Annotated in this window: 18 protein-coding genes and 1 other annotated feature; of the genes, 1 reads left to right on the forward strand and 17 read right to left on the reverse strand. The window is 35.6% G+C overall.

Translation table 11 applies throughout. From position 1 onward, the window contains the following. Window positions 1–175 precede the first annotated feature (175 nt). From EVI01_RS10945 to EVI01_RS10990, 10 genes are all read right to left on the reverse strand, one after another. Window positions 176–1,531 (reverse strand): TrkH family potassium uptake protein, encoded by a 1,356-nt coding sequence (locus EVI01_RS10945; RefSeq protein WP_025480762.1) that lies wholly within the window; start codon window positions 1,529–1,531, stop codon window positions 176–178. Window positions 1,532–1,675: 144 nt separating this feature from the next. Beyond that, complete coding sequence (locus EVI01_RS10950) at window positions 1,676–2,308, reverse strand: V-type ATP synthase subunit D (protein ID WP_010752565.1); 633 nt, start codon at window positions 2,306–2,308, stop codon at window positions 1,676–1,678. Window positions 2,309–2,315: 7 nt separating this feature from the next. Further along, window positions 2,316–3,692, reverse strand: coding sequence for a V-type ATP synthase subunit B (locus EVI01_RS10955; protein WP_010752566.1), 1,377 nt, complete (start codon window positions 3,690–3,692; stop codon window positions 2,316–2,318). Then, window positions 3,685–5,466: a V-type ATP synthase subunit A gene (locus tag EVI01_RS10960; RefSeq protein WP_010752567.1), complete on the reverse strand. Its 1,782-nt coding sequence runs from the start codon at window positions 5,464–5,466 to the stop codon at window positions 3,685–3,687. Before EVI01_RS10960 ends, EVI01_RS10955 begins: the two co-directional genes overlap by 8 nt. A 20-nt stretch (window positions 5,467–5,486) precedes the next feature. Continuing rightward, window positions 5,487–5,798 carry a V-type ATP synthase subunit F gene (locus EVI01_RS10965; protein ID WP_010752568.1) on the reverse strand — a complete coding sequence of 104 codons (312 nt, stop codon included), beginning with the start codon at window positions 5,796–5,798 and terminating at the stop codon, window positions 5,487–5,489. Further along, on the reverse strand, window positions 5,788–6,774 hold the full coding sequence (locus tag EVI01_RS10970) for a V-type ATPase subunit (RefSeq protein WP_010752569.1): 987 nt from the start codon (window positions 6,772–6,774) through the stop codon (window positions 5,788–5,790). The genes EVI01_RS10965 and EVI01_RS10970 overlap by 11 nt, the downstream gene beginning before the upstream one ends. Window positions 6,775–6,788: 14 nt before the next feature. After that, window positions 6,789–7,373, reverse strand: coding sequence for a V-type ATP synthase subunit E (locus tag EVI01_RS10975; RefSeq protein ID WP_010752570.1), 585 nt, complete (start codon window positions 7,371–7,373; stop codon window positions 6,789–6,791). Between the two features lie 15 nt (window positions 7,374–7,388). Then, on the reverse strand, window positions 7,389–7,859 hold the full coding sequence (locus tag EVI01_RS10980; RefSeq protein WP_010752571.1) for a V-type ATP synthase subunit K: 471 nt from the start codon (window positions 7,857–7,859) through the stop codon (window positions 7,389–7,391). Window positions 7,860–7,883: 24 nt separating this feature from the next. Continuing rightward, window positions 7,884–9,878 (reverse strand): V-type ATP synthase subunit I, encoded by a 1,995-nt coding sequence (locus EVI01_RS10985; protein ID WP_146811684.1) that lies wholly within the window; start codon window positions 9,876–9,878, stop codon window positions 7,884–7,886. Then, window positions 9,865–10,227, reverse strand: a complete 363-nt coding sequence (locus EVI01_RS10990) for a hypothetical protein (RefSeq protein ID WP_010752573.1) — start codon at window positions 10,225–10,227, stop codon at window positions 9,865–9,867. Before EVI01_RS10990 ends, EVI01_RS10985 begins: the two co-directional genes overlap by 14 nt. Before the next feature lie 97 nt (window positions 10,228–10,324). Next, window positions 10,325–10,372: a sequence feature (sodium ion sensor (DUF1646 type); this cis-regulatory element may regulate processes involved in with the transportation of sodium ions), on the reverse strand. Window positions 10,373–10,589: 217 nt separating this feature from the next. Here EVI01_RS10990 and EVI01_RS10995 point away from each other — a divergent pair. Continuing rightward, a complete protein-coding gene (locus EVI01_RS10995; protein WP_010752574.1) occupies window positions 10,590–11,309 on the forward strand; it encodes a gamma-glutamyl-gamma-aminobutyrate hydrolase family protein in 720 nt (239 codons plus the stop codon). 117 nt (window positions 11,310–11,426) lie between these two features. Here EVI01_RS10995 and EVI01_RS11000 read toward each other — a convergent pair whose 3' ends face one another. From EVI01_RS11000 to zapA, 7 genes are all read right to left on the reverse strand, one after another. Further along, the gene (locus EVI01_RS11000; RefSeq protein ID WP_010752575.1) at window positions 11,427–12,689 is read right to left on the reverse strand and encodes an ABC transporter permease; all 1,263 of its coding nucleotides are present in this window, start codon (window positions 12,687–12,689) and stop codon (window positions 11,427–11,429) included. Then, window positions 12,682–13,581: an ABC transporter ATP-binding protein gene (locus EVI01_RS11005; protein ID WP_010752576.1), complete on the reverse strand. Its 900-nt coding sequence runs from the start codon at window positions 13,579–13,581 to the stop codon at window positions 12,682–12,684. The genes EVI01_RS11000 and EVI01_RS11005 overlap by 8 nt, the downstream gene beginning before the upstream one ends. 313 nt (window positions 13,582–13,894) lie before the next feature. Further along, complete coding sequence (gene uvrC, locus EVI01_RS11010; protein WP_010752577.1) at window positions 13,895–15,673, reverse strand: excinuclease ABC subunit UvrC; 1,779 nt, start codon at window positions 15,671–15,673, stop codon at window positions 13,895–13,897. Window positions 15,674–15,861: 188 nt separating this feature from the next. Beyond that, window positions 15,862–16,176 (reverse strand): thioredoxin, encoded by a 315-nt coding sequence (gene trxA / locus EVI01_RS11015; RefSeq protein ID WP_010752578.1) that lies wholly within the window; start codon window positions 16,174–16,176, stop codon window positions 15,862–15,864. An 85-nt stretch (window positions 16,177–16,261) separates the two neighbouring features. Continuing rightward, complete coding sequence (locus EVI01_RS11020) at window positions 16,262–18,622, reverse strand: endonuclease MutS2 (protein WP_010752579.1); 2,361 nt, start codon at window positions 18,620–18,622, stop codon at window positions 16,262–16,264. A gap of 110 nt (window positions 18,623–18,732) precedes the next feature. Next, window positions 18,733–19,284: a CvpA family protein gene (locus tag EVI01_RS11025; RefSeq protein ID WP_010752580.1), complete on the reverse strand. Its 552-nt coding sequence runs from the start codon at window positions 19,282–19,284 to the stop codon at window positions 18,733–18,735. A gap of 22 nt (window positions 19,285–19,306) precedes the next feature. Then, window positions 19,307–19,744 (reverse strand): cell division protein ZapA, encoded by a 438-nt coding sequence (gene zapA / locus EVI01_RS11030; RefSeq protein ID WP_010752581.1) that lies wholly within the window; start codon window positions 19,742–19,744, stop codon window positions 19,307–19,309. Window positions 19,745–19,881: the final 137 nt, after the last annotated feature.

Here is a 19,881-nt window from a genome sequence, read left to right on the forward strand (position 1 = left end):
TTCTTGAACGCCGTGGATAAGGTTGTGAGAAGGTTGGTCTGCATCAAGCAATAAAAACGGTCAGAGAAAAACAGTTTTCTATTTTTCCTCTATCACAAAATGAATACTATTCTTTCACTTTTACAAAAAAAACTGAGGATTGGTTTGACAATTTCTGTCCCTTTCCTCAGTTTTTTTAGCCAATCATCATACTTTCTTCTGGAAATTTATACTTGGCTTCTGCCTTATGTGCTTTGACTAGCAAGGAAAAAACAACTGTCATAATTCCGACCCTGCCAATATACATCAACGAAATAATGACTAGTTTCCCAATGAAGCTTAAGTCAGGAGTTAGCCCCATTGTTAATCCTACTGTACCAAACGCTGAAAAAACTTCAAAGGCAATATATTCGATGCCTGAATTTTTGGGGATCGTTTCAGTCACTGACAAAATCATAATCGCTACCATACATAATAATAATGTCACAAAGAAAAGTGTCAATGCCCGTAAAACTGTTGCTTGACGGATGGTACGACCAAATGCTTCTGCACGTGTTTTTCCTTTAAACATCGCATGCATTTGGATAAATAAAACCCCTAAAGTAGTGGTCTTCAATCCTCCTGCCGTTGATCCAGAAGTTCCACCAATATACATCAAAAACATCGTTAATATCAATCCCGCATGACTCATTTGAAAATAATCAACAGAATAATAACCAGCTGTTCGAGGCGTCACGCTCATAAAAAAAGTATTTGCCAATTTTTCAACAACGCTTCCTTTAACTAAAGTCATTCCGTTCCTTTCAGTAAAGAAAAATAAAAGAAAGCCTCCTACTAATAAAATGCCAGTCACAGATAAAGCAATCTTTGAATGAAGGGTGATTTTTTTTACTCGATGATACTTGAGAACATCACGCCAAACAATAAAACCTAAACCTCCTGCAATAATTAGTGCAGATATAACCATAAGAAGATAAACATTTTTTTGATACACAATCAAGCTATCACCTAACAAATCAAAACCTGCATTACAAAAACTGGAAACTGCATGAAAAAGACTAAACCAAATCCCCTTCCCCCAGCCAAACTCTGGAACAAAGACCACACTCAAAGCAAGCGCTCCGATCAACTGAATGACTACTGCAAATTTTAAGATGTAAAACATCAAATTCAATACGCCAGACATTTCTTCCAGATTTAAGGCTTCTTTTAACACAATACGCATACTAAAACTAATTTTCTTTTTTGCGATAGCAAAAAAGATGATCGGCACCATCATAAAACCTAGCCCACCAATTTCAATCAAACTCATGATCAAAAACTGTCCGGCACTATTCCAATGCTCGGCAGTGTTTAATGTGGTCAAACCGGTGACGCACACGGCTGATGTAGCCGTAAATAATGCATCAATAACCCCCGTGCTTTCACCACTGTGACTAAAAAATGGCAAAGTAAGTAAGGCGCCCCCCGTGAGGATTAGCACAAAAAAACCAGCAGCAATTAACTGAACCGGCGATATTCGTTTTCTTACTCTTTTTTTCACAATAGTCATTCCTTTATGTTCACTTTTTCTTATCTAGCACTTAATAGTCTGTGGAAGAAAACAAGCGTAAGAAGAAAACGATGAATTTTCTTCTTACGCTAAATTTCGTTTTACATTGAAGAAAATTAGTTGAAAGGTGATGGTTTCCTGAATTTATTGATCGGTTCCCATATTTTTTACTTTGATCAATCGAGTCACTTCTGCTCGTTCGTTTTCTTCCAACTTCATTTTAATATAATAAATCGTTTCTTCTAACTGCGGAATCGTCATATATTCTAGCGCATTGACTCTTCTTCTCGTCTTTTCAATTTCTTCTGCCATCAATTGACAGGTTTTTTCAACCTCTGATAACTCTAAAAGTTTGGGTAAAAGTTGCGTAAATTGATCAATAGAACGGTCTAATTCAGCATTAGAATGTAGATACCCGTATTCTAAGGGAGTCTCATTAAAGCGTTCTTCATATTGAAAATCCATGATCGGTACTTTTACACTCATGATGTTCTTTTCTATAATTGAAAGTTCAACATTTTCTGCTGGCAAGGAGAGTAATTCATCAATAAAAGATTCTTCGATAGTCGATTTAGCCAGTACAAAATCATTCATTGCTGACTGCATTTCTTTTTCTGTAACTTGTCTTAATTCATTGTTTTTTCGGATCAGTAAAATAAATTGCCGCATCAATTCATCTTGTTTGTCTTTTAAAAGTTTGTGTCCTCTTGTCGCTGTCGATAATTGTTTTTTTAATCGAGTCAGTTCCATTCGAGTAGGATTGACGTTCAATCGCATAAAAGGTTCACTTCCCTTCTGGCAGATACTTATCCAATAACTCATCCTTGATTCGTTTCAATTCGAGTCTTGGTAGCATCGCTAAAAGTTCCCATCCCAAATCAAGGGTTTCAGTGATCGTTCGATTCGTATAAAAGCCTTGATTAACATACTCATTTTCAAAGCGTTCAGCAAATTTAGCATAAATTTTATCAACATCTGATAAAGCAGATTCTCCCAAAACAACCGCCAACTCTTTAGCTTGTTTTCCTTGTGCATAAGCCGCAAACAATTGGTTCATCGTAGCCGCATGGTCTTCTCTCGTTTTTCCAGCCCCTGTCCCTTTGTCTTTCAAACGTGAAAGAGATGGCAAGACATCAATTGGTGGTTGGATACCGCTTTTATATAAATCTCTTGTTAAAATAATTTGTCCTTCGGTAATATATCCTGTTAAATCAGGGATCGGATGTGTTTTATCATCCTCTGGCATTGTTAAAATTGGAATTTGAGTCACGGAGCCTTTTAGCCCTCTAATTCGTCCTGCACGCTCAAATAAAGTGGCTAAATTCGTATAAAGATAACCAGGATAGCCTCGACGACCAGGAACTTCACGGCGAGCAGCAGAAATTTCTCTAAGAGCTTCTGCATAATTAGTCATATCTGTCATAATGACTAACACGTGCATTCCTTTTTCATAAGCTAAATATTCTGCCGCAGTAAGCGCCATTCTTGGTGTAGCAATCCGTTCAATCGCAGGATCATTGGCTAAATTCATAAACATAACTGAACGATCGATAGCCCCCGTCTGTCTAAAATCTTCCATAAAAAACTCGGCTTCTTCAAAAGTGATACCAATAGCAGCAAAAACAACAGCAAAATCATCAGAAGAATCTAGTACGGTTGCTTGTCTAGCAATTTGAGCGGCTAATTCTTTATGTGGTAAGCCTGAACCAGAAAAAACGGGTAGCTTTTGCCCACGAACGAGCGTATTTAAGTGATCAATGGCTGAAATACCTGTCTGGATAAATTCATCTGGATAATCTCTAGCAATTGGATTGATGACTTCTCCATTGATATCTAGATATTTTTCTGGCAAAATTTCTGGTCCATTGTCTTTTGGTTTTCCTAATCCATCAAATACTCGGCCAATCATGTCTTCTGAAACACCTAACTGTAATGGATGTCCTAAAAAACGAACAGCAGAATTTTTTAAATTCATGCCACTTGTTCCTTCAAATACTTGAACCATCGCTTTGTCTTCATGTACTTCTAAAACTTGCCCTCGGCGAATTTCCCCATTTTGCATGCGGACTTCGATCAACTCTTCATACTTTACACCGGAAACTTTTTCCACTGCCATTAAAGGTCCGACCACTTCTTCGATTGTCTGATATTCTTTAATCATGGGTCATTCCTCCTTCTGAAACAATTGATTGGATCGTTTCTTTTATTTCTTGATTGATTTTCTCTATTTTCGATAATTCATCTTCTGGAATATATTTACTACGACTAATGCGTTCTCTTACAAAAGCTGTTCCTTCCATAATCTCATCAAAATAAGCACCTAGAGCCAATGCTTGTCGTGCTTCTTTTCCAAAATTCAAAATAATTTTTAACATGTCGAATTGTTTTTCTCTTGATGTAAAGGTATCTACTTCATCAAAAGCGTTTTGTTGTAGATAATCCTCACGAATTGATTTTGCTACTTCAAGCGTTAAACGGTCGTTATCTGAAAGAGAATCAATTCCTACTAAACGTACAATTTCATTCAATTGCTCTTCTTCTTGTAAGATTCGCATCCCTTCAGTTACCATATCCGACCAATCTTGCTGTAAAATATTATCCATATATTTTCCAACTTCGGTTGAATAAAGAGAATAACTTTGGATCCAATTAATAGAAGGAAAATGTCTTTTTTGCGCTAAACTTGAATCTAATCCCCAAAAGACTTTTACGACCCGAAGTGTATTTTGTGTAACCGGTTCGGAAATATCACCTCCAGATGGTGACACGGCACTGATTGCTGTAATACTCCCTTCACGATTATCTGAACCTAAAGCAATGACGCGTCCAGAACGTTCATAATATTCTGCTAAACGTGAACCTAAATAAGCAGGATATCCCTCATCTCCTGGCATTTCTTCTAATCGACCACTCATTTCACGGAGTGCTTCTGCCCAACGAGAAGTGGAATCTGCCATGATTGCTACATCGTAACCCATATCACGAAAATACTCAGCAATCGTGATCCCCGTATAAATTGAAGCTTCTCGAGCAGCTACTGGCATATTGGAGGTATTGGCGATCAAGACCGTGCGTTCCATCAACGACTCGCCTGTATTGGGATCAATCAATTCGGGAAATTCATTGACAACATCTGTCATTTCATTCCCACGCTCCCCACAGCCAACATACACGACTAAATCAACATCTGACCACTTCGCTATTTGATGTTGGACGACTGTTTTACCAGCTCCAAATGGTCCTGGAACTGCAGCGGCTCCTCCTTTTGTCACAGGAAAGAATGTATCTATCACTCGTTGACCTGTAATCATCGGCACGTCGGGATTTAATTTTTCTTTGATTGGGCGCCCTCTGCGCACTGGCCATTTTTGCATCATCGTCAACTCTTTTTGACCAAATTCCGTTTCGATTAAACAAATCGTTTCATCAATCGTAAATGAACCAGATATGATTTTTTGTACCGTCCCGTTGATACCATTTGGCACCATGATTTTATGCTGGATAATTTTAGTTTCATCTACATAACCAATAATATCACCAGCATTTACTTGCGTACCTTCTTCAATCGTTGCTTCAAACCACCACTTTTTCTCATGATCTAATGCTGGTAATTGTACGCCTCTACCTAAAAAATTGCTTTGGGTGACTTCCATAAATGTATCCAATGGTCTTTGGATACCATCAAACATTTGAGAGATGATCCCTGGTCCTAGTTCAACAGACAAAGCTTCGCCAGTCGAACGAACAGGTTCTCCAGGACCAATTCCTGAAGTTTCCTCATAGACTTGAATGGATGCCACATCTTTTCGCATCTCAATAATCTCACCGATGACTCCTAAATCTCCCACTAAACACATGTCTTGAATACTTGCTTCTGACATATTTTCTGCCATAACGAGAGGACCGGAGACTTTTATGATTCTTCCAACTTGCAAATGACTATCTCCTTTTTCTATTATAAAATATTTTGTCCAACAGCTTTTTCAACACTTTTTTGGATCTCTTCTAAACCAATTCCTCGTGATCCTTGATGATTAGGAATTAAAATAATCGCAGGGATTAGTTGATTTTTATAACGCTCAATCGTTTCGGGGATCTGCTGCACACATTGTTCTGTGATGTAGATCACGCCATATTCTTTTTTAGCCATTTCGTCAATCGTCTTTCTTAATTCATATTTAGTTGTTTGATGTTGAACATCAAAACCAAATAAGCGAAATGGTGAGACAGAATCTTTGTCACCAACTACTCCGATTTTATACGTCATAGACTTGCCTCATCCTTTCTTTTAGTTGATCCATCGAAAAATTATTTCGTTTACCAATAACCAAAAGTCGTAGGTTTTTACTTTCAACTTCTTTTGCATTTAAAAAAGCTAATAACGGTAAGGGCCCAAACGCTTGGGTTTGTGCTGCTTGATAAAATGAGCTTAAATAATCATCTTTCAACTGTTCTAACTTTACTAAATCCATCGTATCATCGTGGATGACTTGTTTTAGTAATTCATTATAAATAGTCGTAAGTAAAAATTGCATATATTCGCTCATATTTCCACGAACAAATGATAGCAATGTTTCTTTGGGAATGCTACCTGAGCTAGAAATAACAGTAGTCATAAAACCAAGACTACGCTTTTGTAAAATCCCTCTTGCGGTTGTAGTAATGTTCGTTAAATCAATAAAAGCAACAATTTCTTCTAATAGTTCAGGATACCCCAGTTTTTCGCCTAACCTACGTTGCTCGGTTAAAAAGTAACGATCATAAATGATATCGATTCCTTGTAAAACAGAAGATTCAGCACAGTATTCATGGACTTCTCGAATGCACTTCATCAGATTTTCTGGCACTTGCGCAGAAACTTGTGTGTGAATGGCATCTTTTAATGTCTCTAATGTATAAAAACCATCATATACATAAAGATGATCAAAATCTTGGCCGGTCATTTCCGCTTTTGTAAGTACTTTTAAGTTATGGAAGGTATAACGCATCGTATATATCCAAACAATTTCTGGTTCTGGTGCATTTTCTTTCAACCAGTGAAACAACTTGCTTCGTTCTTTCAAAAGATTTGCTTCAAAATCTTCTTCAAACCCTTCATAGATATATGATTGATAAATCGTTGATTTTAGTCGTTCACCGAGGGATACGATGGAATCTTCTTCGAGCATTTGTGTAAAGGTTTCTTTTGAAATCAATTCTAATTCTCTACCGCGTATCAAGGGATTCAACTCATGATAATTCATTTAGACCTCCCTCCTTAACTAAATAATTCTTTCGCAATCTCAGCACTCATTGTCGCTTGCACTTCTTTAATCAAATGACTAAATAAAAAATTATATTGTATGCCATGATCATCAATAATAAACCCTGCTTGTTTTTTTACTGTCTGTTCATCTAATAAAATTTCAAAAGGAAGTTCTTGATTCCATGTCTCAATCAAAGTAGGACTTAGATAATCCACTGTTTTTTGTCCTGCGATCAAACGAACTTTTCCTTTTATGGATAGTGTCTGTAGCATTTTTTTGATCAAAGAAAGTTGTTCTTCTTTTGGCTGGTTCTCTAATTGAGCGGTTGCTTCTGTAAATAAGCGCTGCAAGACTGCTTGTTTTGTATTTAATATTTCCTGTTTCATCTGCATTTTTTGCTTATTTCTTAATTGACGATGTTCTTTCTCGATCTCTTCAAGTTGTCGTTTTTTTTCTTTTTGGTAATCTGATTCAAGCTTTCGTTTTTTTTCTTCAAATGCTTGATCGATTTCATGACGTTTCGTCTCTATCAAAAGCGTTCTTTCTTGTTGTGCTGCTTCATTTATCTGCGTAATAATTTTGTCGATTGCATCCACAATACTTCCTCCTTATTAAGCATTTAAAACCAGTAAGAAAGAAATAACGAAACCTAAGATAGCATATGTTTCAACCATCGCAGCATAAATGATCCCTTTCGTTGCGTGTTCTGGTTTTTTCGCTAAAATTTGAATACCCGCAGCCGCTACTTTTCCTTGAGCAATTCCTGAGAACAAACCAGTGAATGCAATTGGTAAAGAAGCACCTAAGAAATTCAATCCTTGGACCACAGACATATCGTTCCCTAAATTAATAAAAATCAAGAAGGCGATCACGAACCCATACAATCCTTGTGTACCTGGAAGCAATTGTAGAATCAATGCCTGACCAAATTTTTCCGGCTGACTTGTTGTTAAAGCTGCGGCTGCTTCACCTGTCATCCCAACACCTTTAGCAGAACCAATTCCTGAAAAAATAGTTGCCGTTGCCATTGCTAATACGGCAAACACCATACCACCATTTTGACTAATTAAATAATCCATCATTGTTACAAATTCCTCCAAATCTCTCTATTTCTTTTTATGATTAATATTGACATATTTTTCTACTGTTTTTAGTGGATTGAAGGCACGTCCGCCTCCACTATAAAATTTTCCGAAAAACTCAACGTACTGTAATCTTGCCCCATGAACATAGGCGCTCAAAAGGGTTAAAAACATATTTAAAGCATGTAATGCAACGATCAAAAGTAGCCCCACACTAAAACGGGCAACTGGAGGCATAAATGCAACCAGCATATTAAAAGCTGCGGCGATACTTCCACCAGAAATCCCTAACGCCATCAACCGCGTATAACTGACTAAGTCACCAATATATCCTGTTAATCCATATAAATTATAGGCTCCTTTAGCCATGCCTTTTGCTTTAGAAGAAGATTGAAAAATTGGGATCATCAAGATACATAAAGCAGAAATCACAGCCAAGCCACCACCTAGATAAACAAAAGCCTGATTTTTGATAAGCATCGTTCCGAGTAAAACAAGAATGATACCGACCAATATTCCTTGCCAAGCAAAACCATCATTTACTGCTGCGATATAGGCTTTACGCTTGATTTGTTCTTTTGCAGCAATAAACAATCCAACTAAAATTTGGATCAATCCAAAAATAACAGATAAAATCAATATCGTGTTTACATCATCTGTGGTGGATAAAAGTGGAAAAGGTAATCGAACGCCAAAAATTTCTTTAGGCAATGCCATACCAAAAAATGAGCTGTAAATAAAACCCCAAATGATCGAAGGAACGGCTAAAATTTCAAAAAATTTCGCAAAACGTTGCATCTCTCTCGGTAAAACAATTAATTTTTGAACTAAAAAGGCTCCTAAGAACATCAGTAAACCATACCCGATATCCGCCACCATCATTCCGAAAAATACAAGATAAAAAGGTGTCATCCAAGGTGTTGGGTCCACTTCATTATATTTCGGCAAGCTATACATTTCTGTCAGCATTTCAAAGGGCGCAACGATCGGATGATTTTTTAATTTTGTTGGTACTTCTTCAGCCATTTCTTTATTCGTTGGTTCTTCAAAAGTGATATAAACATCTTCAACTGATAAGACATTCTGTATGATTTGAGTCAATACCTGCTTTTCTTCCCTATCAACCCAACCTTGAATCAGAATCAAATAAGGCGTGTGAATCAAGCGATCCTTTATAATTTCTCGTTCTGAACGTGCAAGAAAAATCTCTTCTGTCCATTCAAATTCTTGGATATACCCACTACAACTACCAAGAGATGAGGATAATTGTTTTTGTTGTTTTTTAATTACCTCTAAGTTTTCTTTTATCACTTCTAATTGTTGTCGTGGCGTATTTTCATACAAATAATCTTCTTTTATAAATCCATATCTATTAGCAATTTCAGCTACACGTGGTTCATCCGATCGTAAAACAATAAAAGCGAAATAGACAGTTGTCTGAGAAGCATTGATTTCTTCTAGAAAAATTTCTTTTATTTTAGTGATTTCTTCTTTGAACGCTTCAGCATTCTTTGCGTTGACCGTTCCAATGATTAAGGACGTGGTTTGACTATCAAAATTGTTAGGAGAGACATCAAGATTTTGCCAATTGATTAACCGCATCTCTTCCTCTTCAAGCTGTTGACGTTGCTCAACTAATTGTTCCCACTGTTCTTTTAAAGACAATACTTCATTTAGTTTTTCCAAAAAATTTTCTTCAGAATAGTTTTTTTCTAATTCTTGTAATGAAAGCTCCCGTCTTTTCAAATGACTTTTTTTCTGAGTTTTATCCCCATGGTGTTCAATAAATTGGATGGCTGTACGTATCTCTTTCAATCGGTGGGATAAATTAAAAATACTTTTTTCTTTGTCAATGGTCATTTTTTCAGGAAAATAAAAATCTACCCATTCATTGCTTTCAAATTCTTGAAATAGATCACGAATTTCAACTGCATGAATCCCTTGAAGAGCTTGTAAAAGAAGTTCTTGGTTTTTTTTATCAGAAATAAGGGTCACTTTTTCCATCTTAGTGACAGCCATTTTTTTCTTTCATCCTTTCAATAATTTCATTTGTCACACTTTGATTATTCAACTCTTTAATTTCTTGTAATTTAACATGTTCTTTTTCAATTTCTAACACTTTTTGACGAAATTGTTCCAGAATCAATTCGATTTCTTTTTGTTCCTCTGCTGTTATTTCCTCTTCGGTTTTTCTTTTTTCTTTGATCAATTTTATTAATTGTTCTTGGTACATTCTATTTAATCTCAGTAATTCATCGTGTCTTAATTTTTCGTGCTGCAAAAGTTCTTCTTTTGCCTGTTCTTTCTTTTGATGATTATTTTCCTCAGTATCTTTGATTTTCGCTAAAATTTTTGCCATTTCTGTCATAGTTATTTCCTCCTTTCGATTAAAAAAGGGTACATGCTCTCGTTTTATTGAAAGTACGTACCCTTGCTAACTGATTATAGTAGGCCCTTCAAAAATGTTCTTCTCACCCCTTGAAGAACGCGATCCTTGAAGCATATGCCCAACCATTTTTATTTTTGATTTAACTCCATTGTATCAAACTAGTAAAAAAATTCAATAAAATTTCGTTATTTGCTAGATTAAATTTGTTTTTTTATAACAAAATAAGCCACAGAAAATTATTTCTACTTATATACATTCATGATTTAGCAATGTACAAAATATTTTTAAATTTTTTTTATTCTTGATAGAATAAACCAAATTCATTGTTTGGAGGAAATCATATGTTCCCTATTATTGGCATTGCGGGTAATCAATTAATTAAAGCAACAGAAACGTTTCAGGGAAACCAAGTCACTTATACACCACAAGGATTTATAAATGCCGTTCAACAAGCAAATGGTTTACCCATCGTTTTGCCCATTGCATCACCTGAAGCAGCACCTGCTTATATTGATCGCATAGATAAATTAATTCTTGCGGGTGGCCAAGATATTTCTCCTCAGCTCTATCATGAAGCTCCTCATCCGAAACTTTTAGAAACAAATCTACAGAGGGATTTATTTGAGCAAGCTTTAATTGAAGAAGCTATCAAGCAACACAAACCAATTTTTGCTGTTTGCCGAGGAATGCAACTTTTAAATGTTATCCTTGGCGGTAATTTATACCAAGATTTATCTAATTATTCAGACTGGACAGTGAAACATGAACAACAGCCAACTGCACCACAATTTGCTACGCATGAAGTGACAATTGTTCCAGCTACAATTTTAAGTCAATTACTTCCTACTACTCATTTTGTTAACTCCTATCATCACCAAGCATTGAAAATCTTAGCCCCTTCTTTAAAAGCCACTGCCTACTCACCTGATGGTTTGATTGAAGGAATAGAAAGTGCAGATGAAAACACTAAGCTTCTCGGCGTACAATGGCACCCAGAGCTTACGCATTTTATCAATCCAGCAGAACAACGCTTATTTGATTTTTTTGTCCAGGAATTTTAATCCTATCTTGTCATCAAAACGAATTTTACTTTCGCATTTATATAATAAAAAAGAGACCATCGTTTCAAAATCTTGAAACGACAGCCTCTTTTTTTATTTTATTAATTATAGAAAAAATTATGATTTTTTCCGTTCATTTTTCATAATTGAAAATGATTGTTTCACCGAACTCCACAAGCCACCTTCACTATAAACGAGTACGTTTGATTTATACATGTTAGCTGATAGAAACATTAAAACAAAGGTAACAATGACTAAAATCCCAAGCGAAATCAAAGCGTTAGATACCCCCGCTGTCTCATTGGCTAAACGAACAGGCATAATATATGAAGATAGAAACGGGATATAAGAAGTGACACGAATCACAATATTATTAGGATCAGATGCTCCTAAGACTAAACCAAGCATGTAGCCACCTAACGATAGATAAGTGACTGGTAAAATAGCTTTTGCCGTATCTTCTGCTTTATTCACTAACGAACCGCATAACGCTGCTAGAACAGAGAAGATCAAAATACCAAAGAACATAAACAATAACGCATACCATAAAAATGGTCCGATGATTTTATCAAGAGAAAGATTGTCTAAAATACTCTTCACAAAATCCATATGTTTAAATTGCTGGAATCCGACAGTAAAAATCACACCATACAGCGCCATTTGTGTTAAGGCTACTAATAGTACGCCTGTCAGTTTTCCGTAAAAATGCTTTTGCGCTGTCGTACTTGATAAAATCACTTCCATGATTCGGGTTCCTTTTTCAGAGGCGATTTCTTGTGCAATAATTTGAGAATAAGTCAGTATAATAATAAATAGGGCAATCGTTGCGACATAACTAATTGCATATTGAATTCCAGAATTATCTTCTCCTACTGTCATTTTGCCATGGTTATCAAAACTAACCTTTTGTCTTGATAAATTTGCTGGTTGGCTTAAGCTTGCTACGTCTTCTGACGAGATCCCTAGTTTACTTGCTCGTATCATTGACTGCAAGCTAGTTAGTTGTTGCTGTATCAGTAATTGCGTACTTTGTCCTAATGAATTTTCACTGTATAAGACCCCATTTAACACATCATTTTCAACAGTCACAACCATATAGGCATCAATTTTTTCATTGGTTAATTCTTTTTGGGCTTGTTTTTTTGATTCAATGCTTTGAAATTCAAATTCTTTGTTTTTTACTTTTCCTAGTTGCTGGGCTACCTGTGTGTTTTCTGAAAAAACACCGATTTTATTGATCTCACTATTTTTTTGAGCAAAATGTCCAGCGGCATAAATAACTCCCATCATAACAAATGGAACTAAAATCATGATTAAAAAAGAAATGGATTTAACATTTTTTAGATAGACGTCTTTCGTAATGATCCAAAATTTACGCATCGAACTCACCTGCTTTCAATTTGAATATTTCTTCTAAAGTAGGCGGTTGTTGATTAAACATTGGAATATAGCCAAACTGAGTAGCACGTGTAAAGATTTCTTTACCTGCATCTGGGTCTTCCAACGTAATTTCTAATGTCTGATCTTCACGAACATTGACCTTTTTGACGCCTTCAATAGCTGCGACTTCTTGTTGCGTTAAACCAGATTCTAAAAATAATTTTGTCCGACCAAACGATTCTCGAATTTCATGAACTTTTCCATTTAGAACCATTTGACCATTTCGCAACATGATCAAATGGTCACAAATTTTTTCAACATTATCCATATTATGACTTGAAAAAATAACACATGAACCATGTTCTTTTAATTCAATAATACCGTCTTTTAATAGTTCCGCATTGACTGGATCCAGTCCACTAAATGGCTCATCTAAGATAATTAATTTGGGTTCGTGAATCAATGTCGCAATCAATTGCACTTTTTGTTGATTTCCTTTGGATAAAGATTTTACTTTATCTGTTTTTTTCCCTTTTACTTGGAACTTTTCCATCCAAAAATCAATCTTCGGTTCGATTTCTTTTCTTGATTTTCCTCTTAATTCTGCGAAATACAACAGCTGATCTTGAATAGAAACTTTAGGATACAAACCACGTTCTTCAGGCAAATAGCCGATGATGTTGTAGTCTCTTTCTCCTAATGGTTGTCCATTCCAGAGAACCTCGCCTTGATCTTGTGTTAAAAAATCCAAAATCAAGCGGAAGGTAGTTGTTTTCCCTGCTCCATTTTGACCGATCAATCCCATGATTTTGCCATCTGGGATTTTAAATGATACATGGTCAACGACTGTATAATTCCCAAATGTCTTAACCAAATCCTTTACTTCTAACATTTTTTCACTCCTTATTCTGACTTTAGCGCAACCATACTTTAAACCAATCATTTATAAATTCAACTATTGCGTTTGTCAGAGTGTTGTCTAATCAAACATTTGCCCTTGTGATTTGAATACTATTGTATTTTACAATAGTAAAAATGAACAATCCATTTTTTTAGTTTGTTGTTTATTTTCCTTTATTCAAGTCCCCATTTTTGATGAATATTCACTAGGATAATTTCTCTTTTTATTTATGAAGGTTCATCAATTTTTAACATTTGTTTTACAAATAATAGGACACTTTACATGGTTTGTAAAGTGCCCTAAGCTAGTTCTCATGCAATTTATCAAAAACATTTTGCGCTACGTTTTGAGGTAGTCCGATTTGTTGAAGTTCTTCCATTGTTGCAGAGGTGATATTTTTTAATGACTTGAACTCTTTTAAGAGTAGTTTTTTTCTTTTTGGTCCTAATCCTTCAATTTCATCAAGGCGTGAAGCAAAACTGTTCTTACTTCTTAATTGACGATGGAAAGTGATCGCAAATCGATGAACCTCATCTTGTATTCGTTGCAACAAAAAAAACTCTGGGGAATTTCTTTCCAGTGGAATAACGTCAAGTTCATGACCAAAAAGAAGTTCATTGGTTCGATGCTTTTCATTTTTTGCCATACCAGCAACAGGAATATCAATCCCTAATTGATTTTCTAAGACATCTTTAGCCACATCTACTTGTCCTTTTCCACCATCAATCAGGATCAAATCTGGCAAAGGCAACCCTTCTCGAATCACCCGAGAATAGCGACGATAAATGACTTCACGCATCGAAGCATAATCATCTGGTCCTTTGACTGTTTTGATTTTGTATTTACGGTATTCTTTTTTTGCTGGTTTTCCATCAATAAAAACGACCATTGCAGCTACTGGGTTTGTTCCCATAATATTTGAATTATCAAATGATTCAATACGGATAGGTGTAGGAATATTCATCGCATTGCCTAAACGTTCCACGGCCCCTATCGTCCGTTCTTGTTTTCTAGCAATTAAATCAAACCGTTCATTTAAGGCAACTTGCGCATTTTTATTTGCCAATTCTACTAATTTTTTCTTTTCACCACGTTTTGGCTGCAAAACTTTCGTAGATAGTAAGGCTTCAACACTGGGTTTATCAATCGTATCTGGGATCAACACTTCTTTAGGAATAAAATGCTCGTTTTCTTGATAAAATTGACCAATATAGGTTAAGAAATCTTCTGTTGCTTCGTTATAAAAAGGAAACATCGAAACATCCCGTTCAATCAATTTTCCTTGTCTAACAAAAAACACTTGAACACACATCCAGCCTTTATCAATGGCATAGCCAAAAACGTCACGATCCACTAGATCAGTATTCGTCATTTTTTGTCGGGTCATAATTGTTTCAATTGCTCGGATTTGATCTCGGTATTCAGCTGCTTTTTCAAACTCCATCTTTTCAGCAGCATGAACCATTTTTCGATGGATTTCCGATTCAATTTTTTCATACCCACCGTTTAAAAAACTTTTTACTTCCTCAACGATTTCTGTATATACTTTGGGATCAACATCAAAATAATAAGGACATAAACATTGTCCTAAATGATAATACAAACAAGGTTCTTTGGTTTGACTGGGTTTACACTTACGTAATGGAAAAAGCCGATCAAGGATTTTTTTTGTTTCATTTGCTGCGCCAACATCTGGATAAGGACCGAAATAAAAAGCTTTATCTTTTAATACTTTACGAGTAATCACAAGGCGTGGATACTTTTCGTTCGTAATTTTTAAAAAAGGATAAGTCTTATCGTCTTTTAACATAATATTATATTTAGGATCATTTTTTTTGATCAAATTAATTTCTAGAAGTAAGGCTTCGATATTGGATTCTGTAACAATATATTCAAAATCTTCAATTTCGCTGACTAAGCGCTCCGTTTTTGTATTATGACTACCTGTAAAGTAAGAACGGACTCGGTTTTTTAGGATCTTAGCTTTTCCCACATAAATGATCGTCCCATTTTTATCTTTCATTAAGTAGCAGCCTGGTTGATCAGGAAGTAAGGCTAATTTATTTTTGATACGTTCGTTCATCGGATACTTCCTTTCAAATTTCTTTGAATTAATTATAACATGTCTGTCAAAATGGTTGAAAATCGTGTTTCTACTCTCTCTGCGTTTCCCTAAAAAAGTAAGAAGGCTTTTAACATAAACTAGACAAAAGTACAAAAAAACCGAGATATCAATCCAATGATTGATATCTCAGTAAAATGCTCAGTTTTTTATAGATATTTTTCGATCATTTGGCGTAATTGTTCTTTTGAGTGAACGCCTACTGCTTTTTCAACGACTTGTCCATCTTTTTTCAACAATAGTGTTGGAATACTCATAATACCAAATTGTTGTGGTGTTTGTGGGTTTTCATCAACATCCATTTTTACGATTCTAAATTCATCTTCGTCGTATTCTTCTGATAATTGGTCTAAAATTGGTGCTTGCATGCGACAAGGTCCACACCAAGTTGCCCAAAAGTCAATCAATACTAAGCCTTTATCTGTTTCTTCATTAAATGTCGTATCTGTAACTACTTGTGACATATCAAAGACCTCCATTTTTTAGTCTGAAGTTATTATAGCATCTTTTCGTATAAGAAACGAGACTTCTGCTTACATTTAGTAAGTTTTATTTAAATTTCACAATAGTTGCTCCATTGCCACCTTGGTTAGCTGGTGCAAACTCAAAACTTTTGACACTACGATGATTTTTTAAATAATCGGTGATCCCTTGGCGTAAAGCTCCTGTCCCTTTTCCATGTACAATTGTCACTTGAGGATAGCCAGCTAAAATCGCTGAATCTAGATATTGATCCACTTCATTTAAGGCCTCTTCATATCGTTTACCACGAAGATCCAACTGGTTAGACACATGACTAGTGGATTCAGAACGAACAGCATGAATTACCCGTTGTTTTGTTTCTTTTTGAGGTGCGACAGGCATTAACTCATTTTCAGAAACATTCATTTTTAAAATACCAATTTCGACTTGCCATTGATTGCCATTTTTGCGCAACAATGTTCCTCTTTGTCCATAAGTCGTCACTAAGACTTCGTCCCCTGGTTTTAAGGTCTTTTGTTCTTTTGCTTTTTTCAATACTTTATTTTTTTTCAATTGTTCTTCTTGATGTAAATTTGCTAACTGCGTTTTCGCATCAATCAACTGATGTTCCTTGACATTTCCTTGCCCAACTTGTTGTTGCATTTTCCGAATATCTGCAATGATTTTTTCGGCTTTTTCCTCAGCTTCTGAAACGACTTCATTGGCTTTTTTCTTGGCTTTATCTATTTCTTTTTCACGTTCTTCAAAGAAATAGCGATAAGCTTCTTTTAAATTCTCATACAATTCTTGTGCTTCATCGACATAATGACGCATTTCAAGGTATTCCGTCTCAGCCATTTTACGTCGATTTTCTAAATCAGCGATCATCTCATTTAAGTCTTGACTTTCATCATTCATCAATTGTTTCGCTTCATGAATAACTGCCTGGTCTAACCCTAACCGACTGGAGATCTCAAAGGCATTACTTCTTCCTGGAACACCAATCAATAAACGATAAGTAGGACTTAGCGTATCCACATCAAATTCCATACTAGCGTTGATCGTATTCGCACGATTATACCCATAAATTTTTAATTCAGGATAATGGGTAGTCGCCATCACATAAGCAGATTTTTTCCCTAGTTCATCTAAAATAGCAATAGCTAGTGAAGCACCTTCTTGCGGATCCGTTCCGGCACCCAGTTCATCAAATAAAACTAAACTTTTTTCGTTTACATTTGCTAGTATGTCCACGATATTTGTCATATGTGAAGAAAAAGTTGAGAGACTTTGCTCAATGGATTGTTCATCCCCGATATCTGCAAAAACTTCATCAAAAATACCAATTTGACTTTCTTCTTCTACAGGAATAGGTAACCCTGCTTGCCCCATTAACTGTAACAAGCCCAATGTTTTCAATGTAATTGTCTTTCCTCCAGTATTTGGTCCAGTAATCACAATGGCCTGGTAATTTTCACCAATACTGATATCATTTGCAACCACTTTTTCTTGGTCAATCAAAGGATGTCTGGCTTGTTTTAAGACGACCCGATTTTCTTCATTAACCGCTGGCACAATAGCATGTAACTCTTTTCCAAAGCGAGCTTTTGCATTCATCATATCTAATTTGCCAATTACATAAGCGTTATGGATAATTTCTTGACGATAAGGAACGAGTTCAGCAGATAATTCACTTAAAATGCGTTGAATTTCATTACGTTCTGCAATCTGATATTGTCTTAAACGATTGTTTAATTCAACAACTTGTTTCGGTTCGACAAATAAAGTTTGTCCAGAAGCACTTTGATCATGGACGACTCCACCAAAAACACCTCGATATTCTTGTTTCACTGGAATAACATAACGATCATTTCTCATGGTAATAATTGTATCACTTAAGTATTTGGCATTTTTCCCGCGAACGATCCCATCAAGTAGTTCTCTGACATTTTGTTCGCTTCGACGAATGTTTTGACGAATGATTTTTAGTTCAGGGGAGGCATCATCTGTTACTCGACCATCCGAATCAATGGCTTCTTTTAATCGACGGTTTAATTCAGGAATCGTCACTAGTTGCTCTTCCCAAAAATACAGCCGTAAAAATTCAATTTCACTATCTGCCAAATCAGCAACAAATCGTTTCAACTCACTAGTGGTAGACAAAACACGAGAAACTTGTGCTAATTCTACCCCATTTAAATCAGCACCTATTTCAATTCTTTTCATATGTGGGCGAATATTTTCTAATTTAGGAAACGGGATTCCACCACGTAAACGCTGAACTTTCAGACCATCCTCGGTTTCTGCTAACCAATGCGCCAATTTTTCTTTCTGACTAATTGGCACCAACTTCTTAAGTTCTTCTACACCTTGTGCAGTAACTACAAACTGGCGTACAAGTTGCTTTACTTTTTCAAATTCTAATGTTTCAAGGATTCGGTTATTCACTTTATCACCTTAACTTTCACTAAAAGAAGTTGTCACATTTCGCATCGACTAATAGGTCTTTGCTGTTCTGTCACAACTTCTATTTTTTCTACTCTTTCGCTTCCGTTTATTTAGCTTTTAATCACATTAGTAATCCATAGATTTTGGATTTGTTCCGTTAAAAATGGTGTCTTTTCTACAATAAAGCGGGCAAGACTATGTCCACTAAATTGGTTTTGTATGGCCGTGACTGGGACAAATGACAGCAAACTCAATAATAAGAAAATCGTTATATAGGCAAGTACGACCGATAATAATCCCCCTGCTATCCAGTCCACTTGTCTCAGTATCGGGATATAAGTCAAACTATGGACAAAAATTCCGATAAAACGAGTGATTAAACCTCCTGCAAACAAAATCAACAAAAAGGCCACCCCAGCGTAAAATGCTTCATCTAATCTAAAAGAAAAAGCTTGCTCGAAAAAAGCCATTTGAGTGTTCGATGTCACAGCTGGATAAGGGATATATAATTCTAAATGACTCGCTAAGCTTTTATAAAAGTACTGTGCTGCGAAAAAAGACAAGATATAACCGATCGTGTAAAAAATCTGCATCGTAAAACCTCGTCTTGCACCTGAAAAAAACGCAATTAGCAAGATGAATAAAATCAAAAGATTTAACATACCTTGTTCCTTTCTCTTACTTCTAATTTGAAGATTTTTGTTTGATTTGGCCTTTTCTTTTTTCATTTAAAATTTGTTGTGCTTCGACATGATTCTTAATGACTTGATCTGTCTGACCATTTTCTTTTAATACTTCTCGTGCTTCATTTTCAATCGCTTCAATTCTTTTGATTCGATTTTCCATTTCTACAAATTTGATCATTTTTTTCTTTAAATTAGCCACTTCTTTTTCAAGTTCTAGATTCTTTTCTTGTTTTTTCAACTGATCCGAGAGCGCATTAACAGCGACTAAAATAGCTGCTTGTTCATTATCTATTTGTGGTGACAATTCCTTCAACTCTATTAGTTGTTCATTGATCAAATTTGTCACGATATCCATATGTTGCTTTGTTTCTCGTCCAATAATCGTGTACGTTTGGTCGGCAATCACTGCTTTGTAACGTTTTTTCTCGTGCGCCATCCGAATCATTTCCCCCTATTGCTAAAATTATTATCTAGTGTACCATGAAGTTAATGATTTAACAGCTGTACACAAATTTCTTACAATTACTTTATCATTATATGATAAACTTTGAAAAAATGCTATGTCTCGTCTTA

The organism is Enterococcus villorum (genome assembly GCF_007990225.1).
GTDB classification, from domain to species: Bacteria; Bacillota; Bacilli; order Lactobacillales; family Enterococcaceae; genus Enterococcus_B; species Enterococcus_B villorum.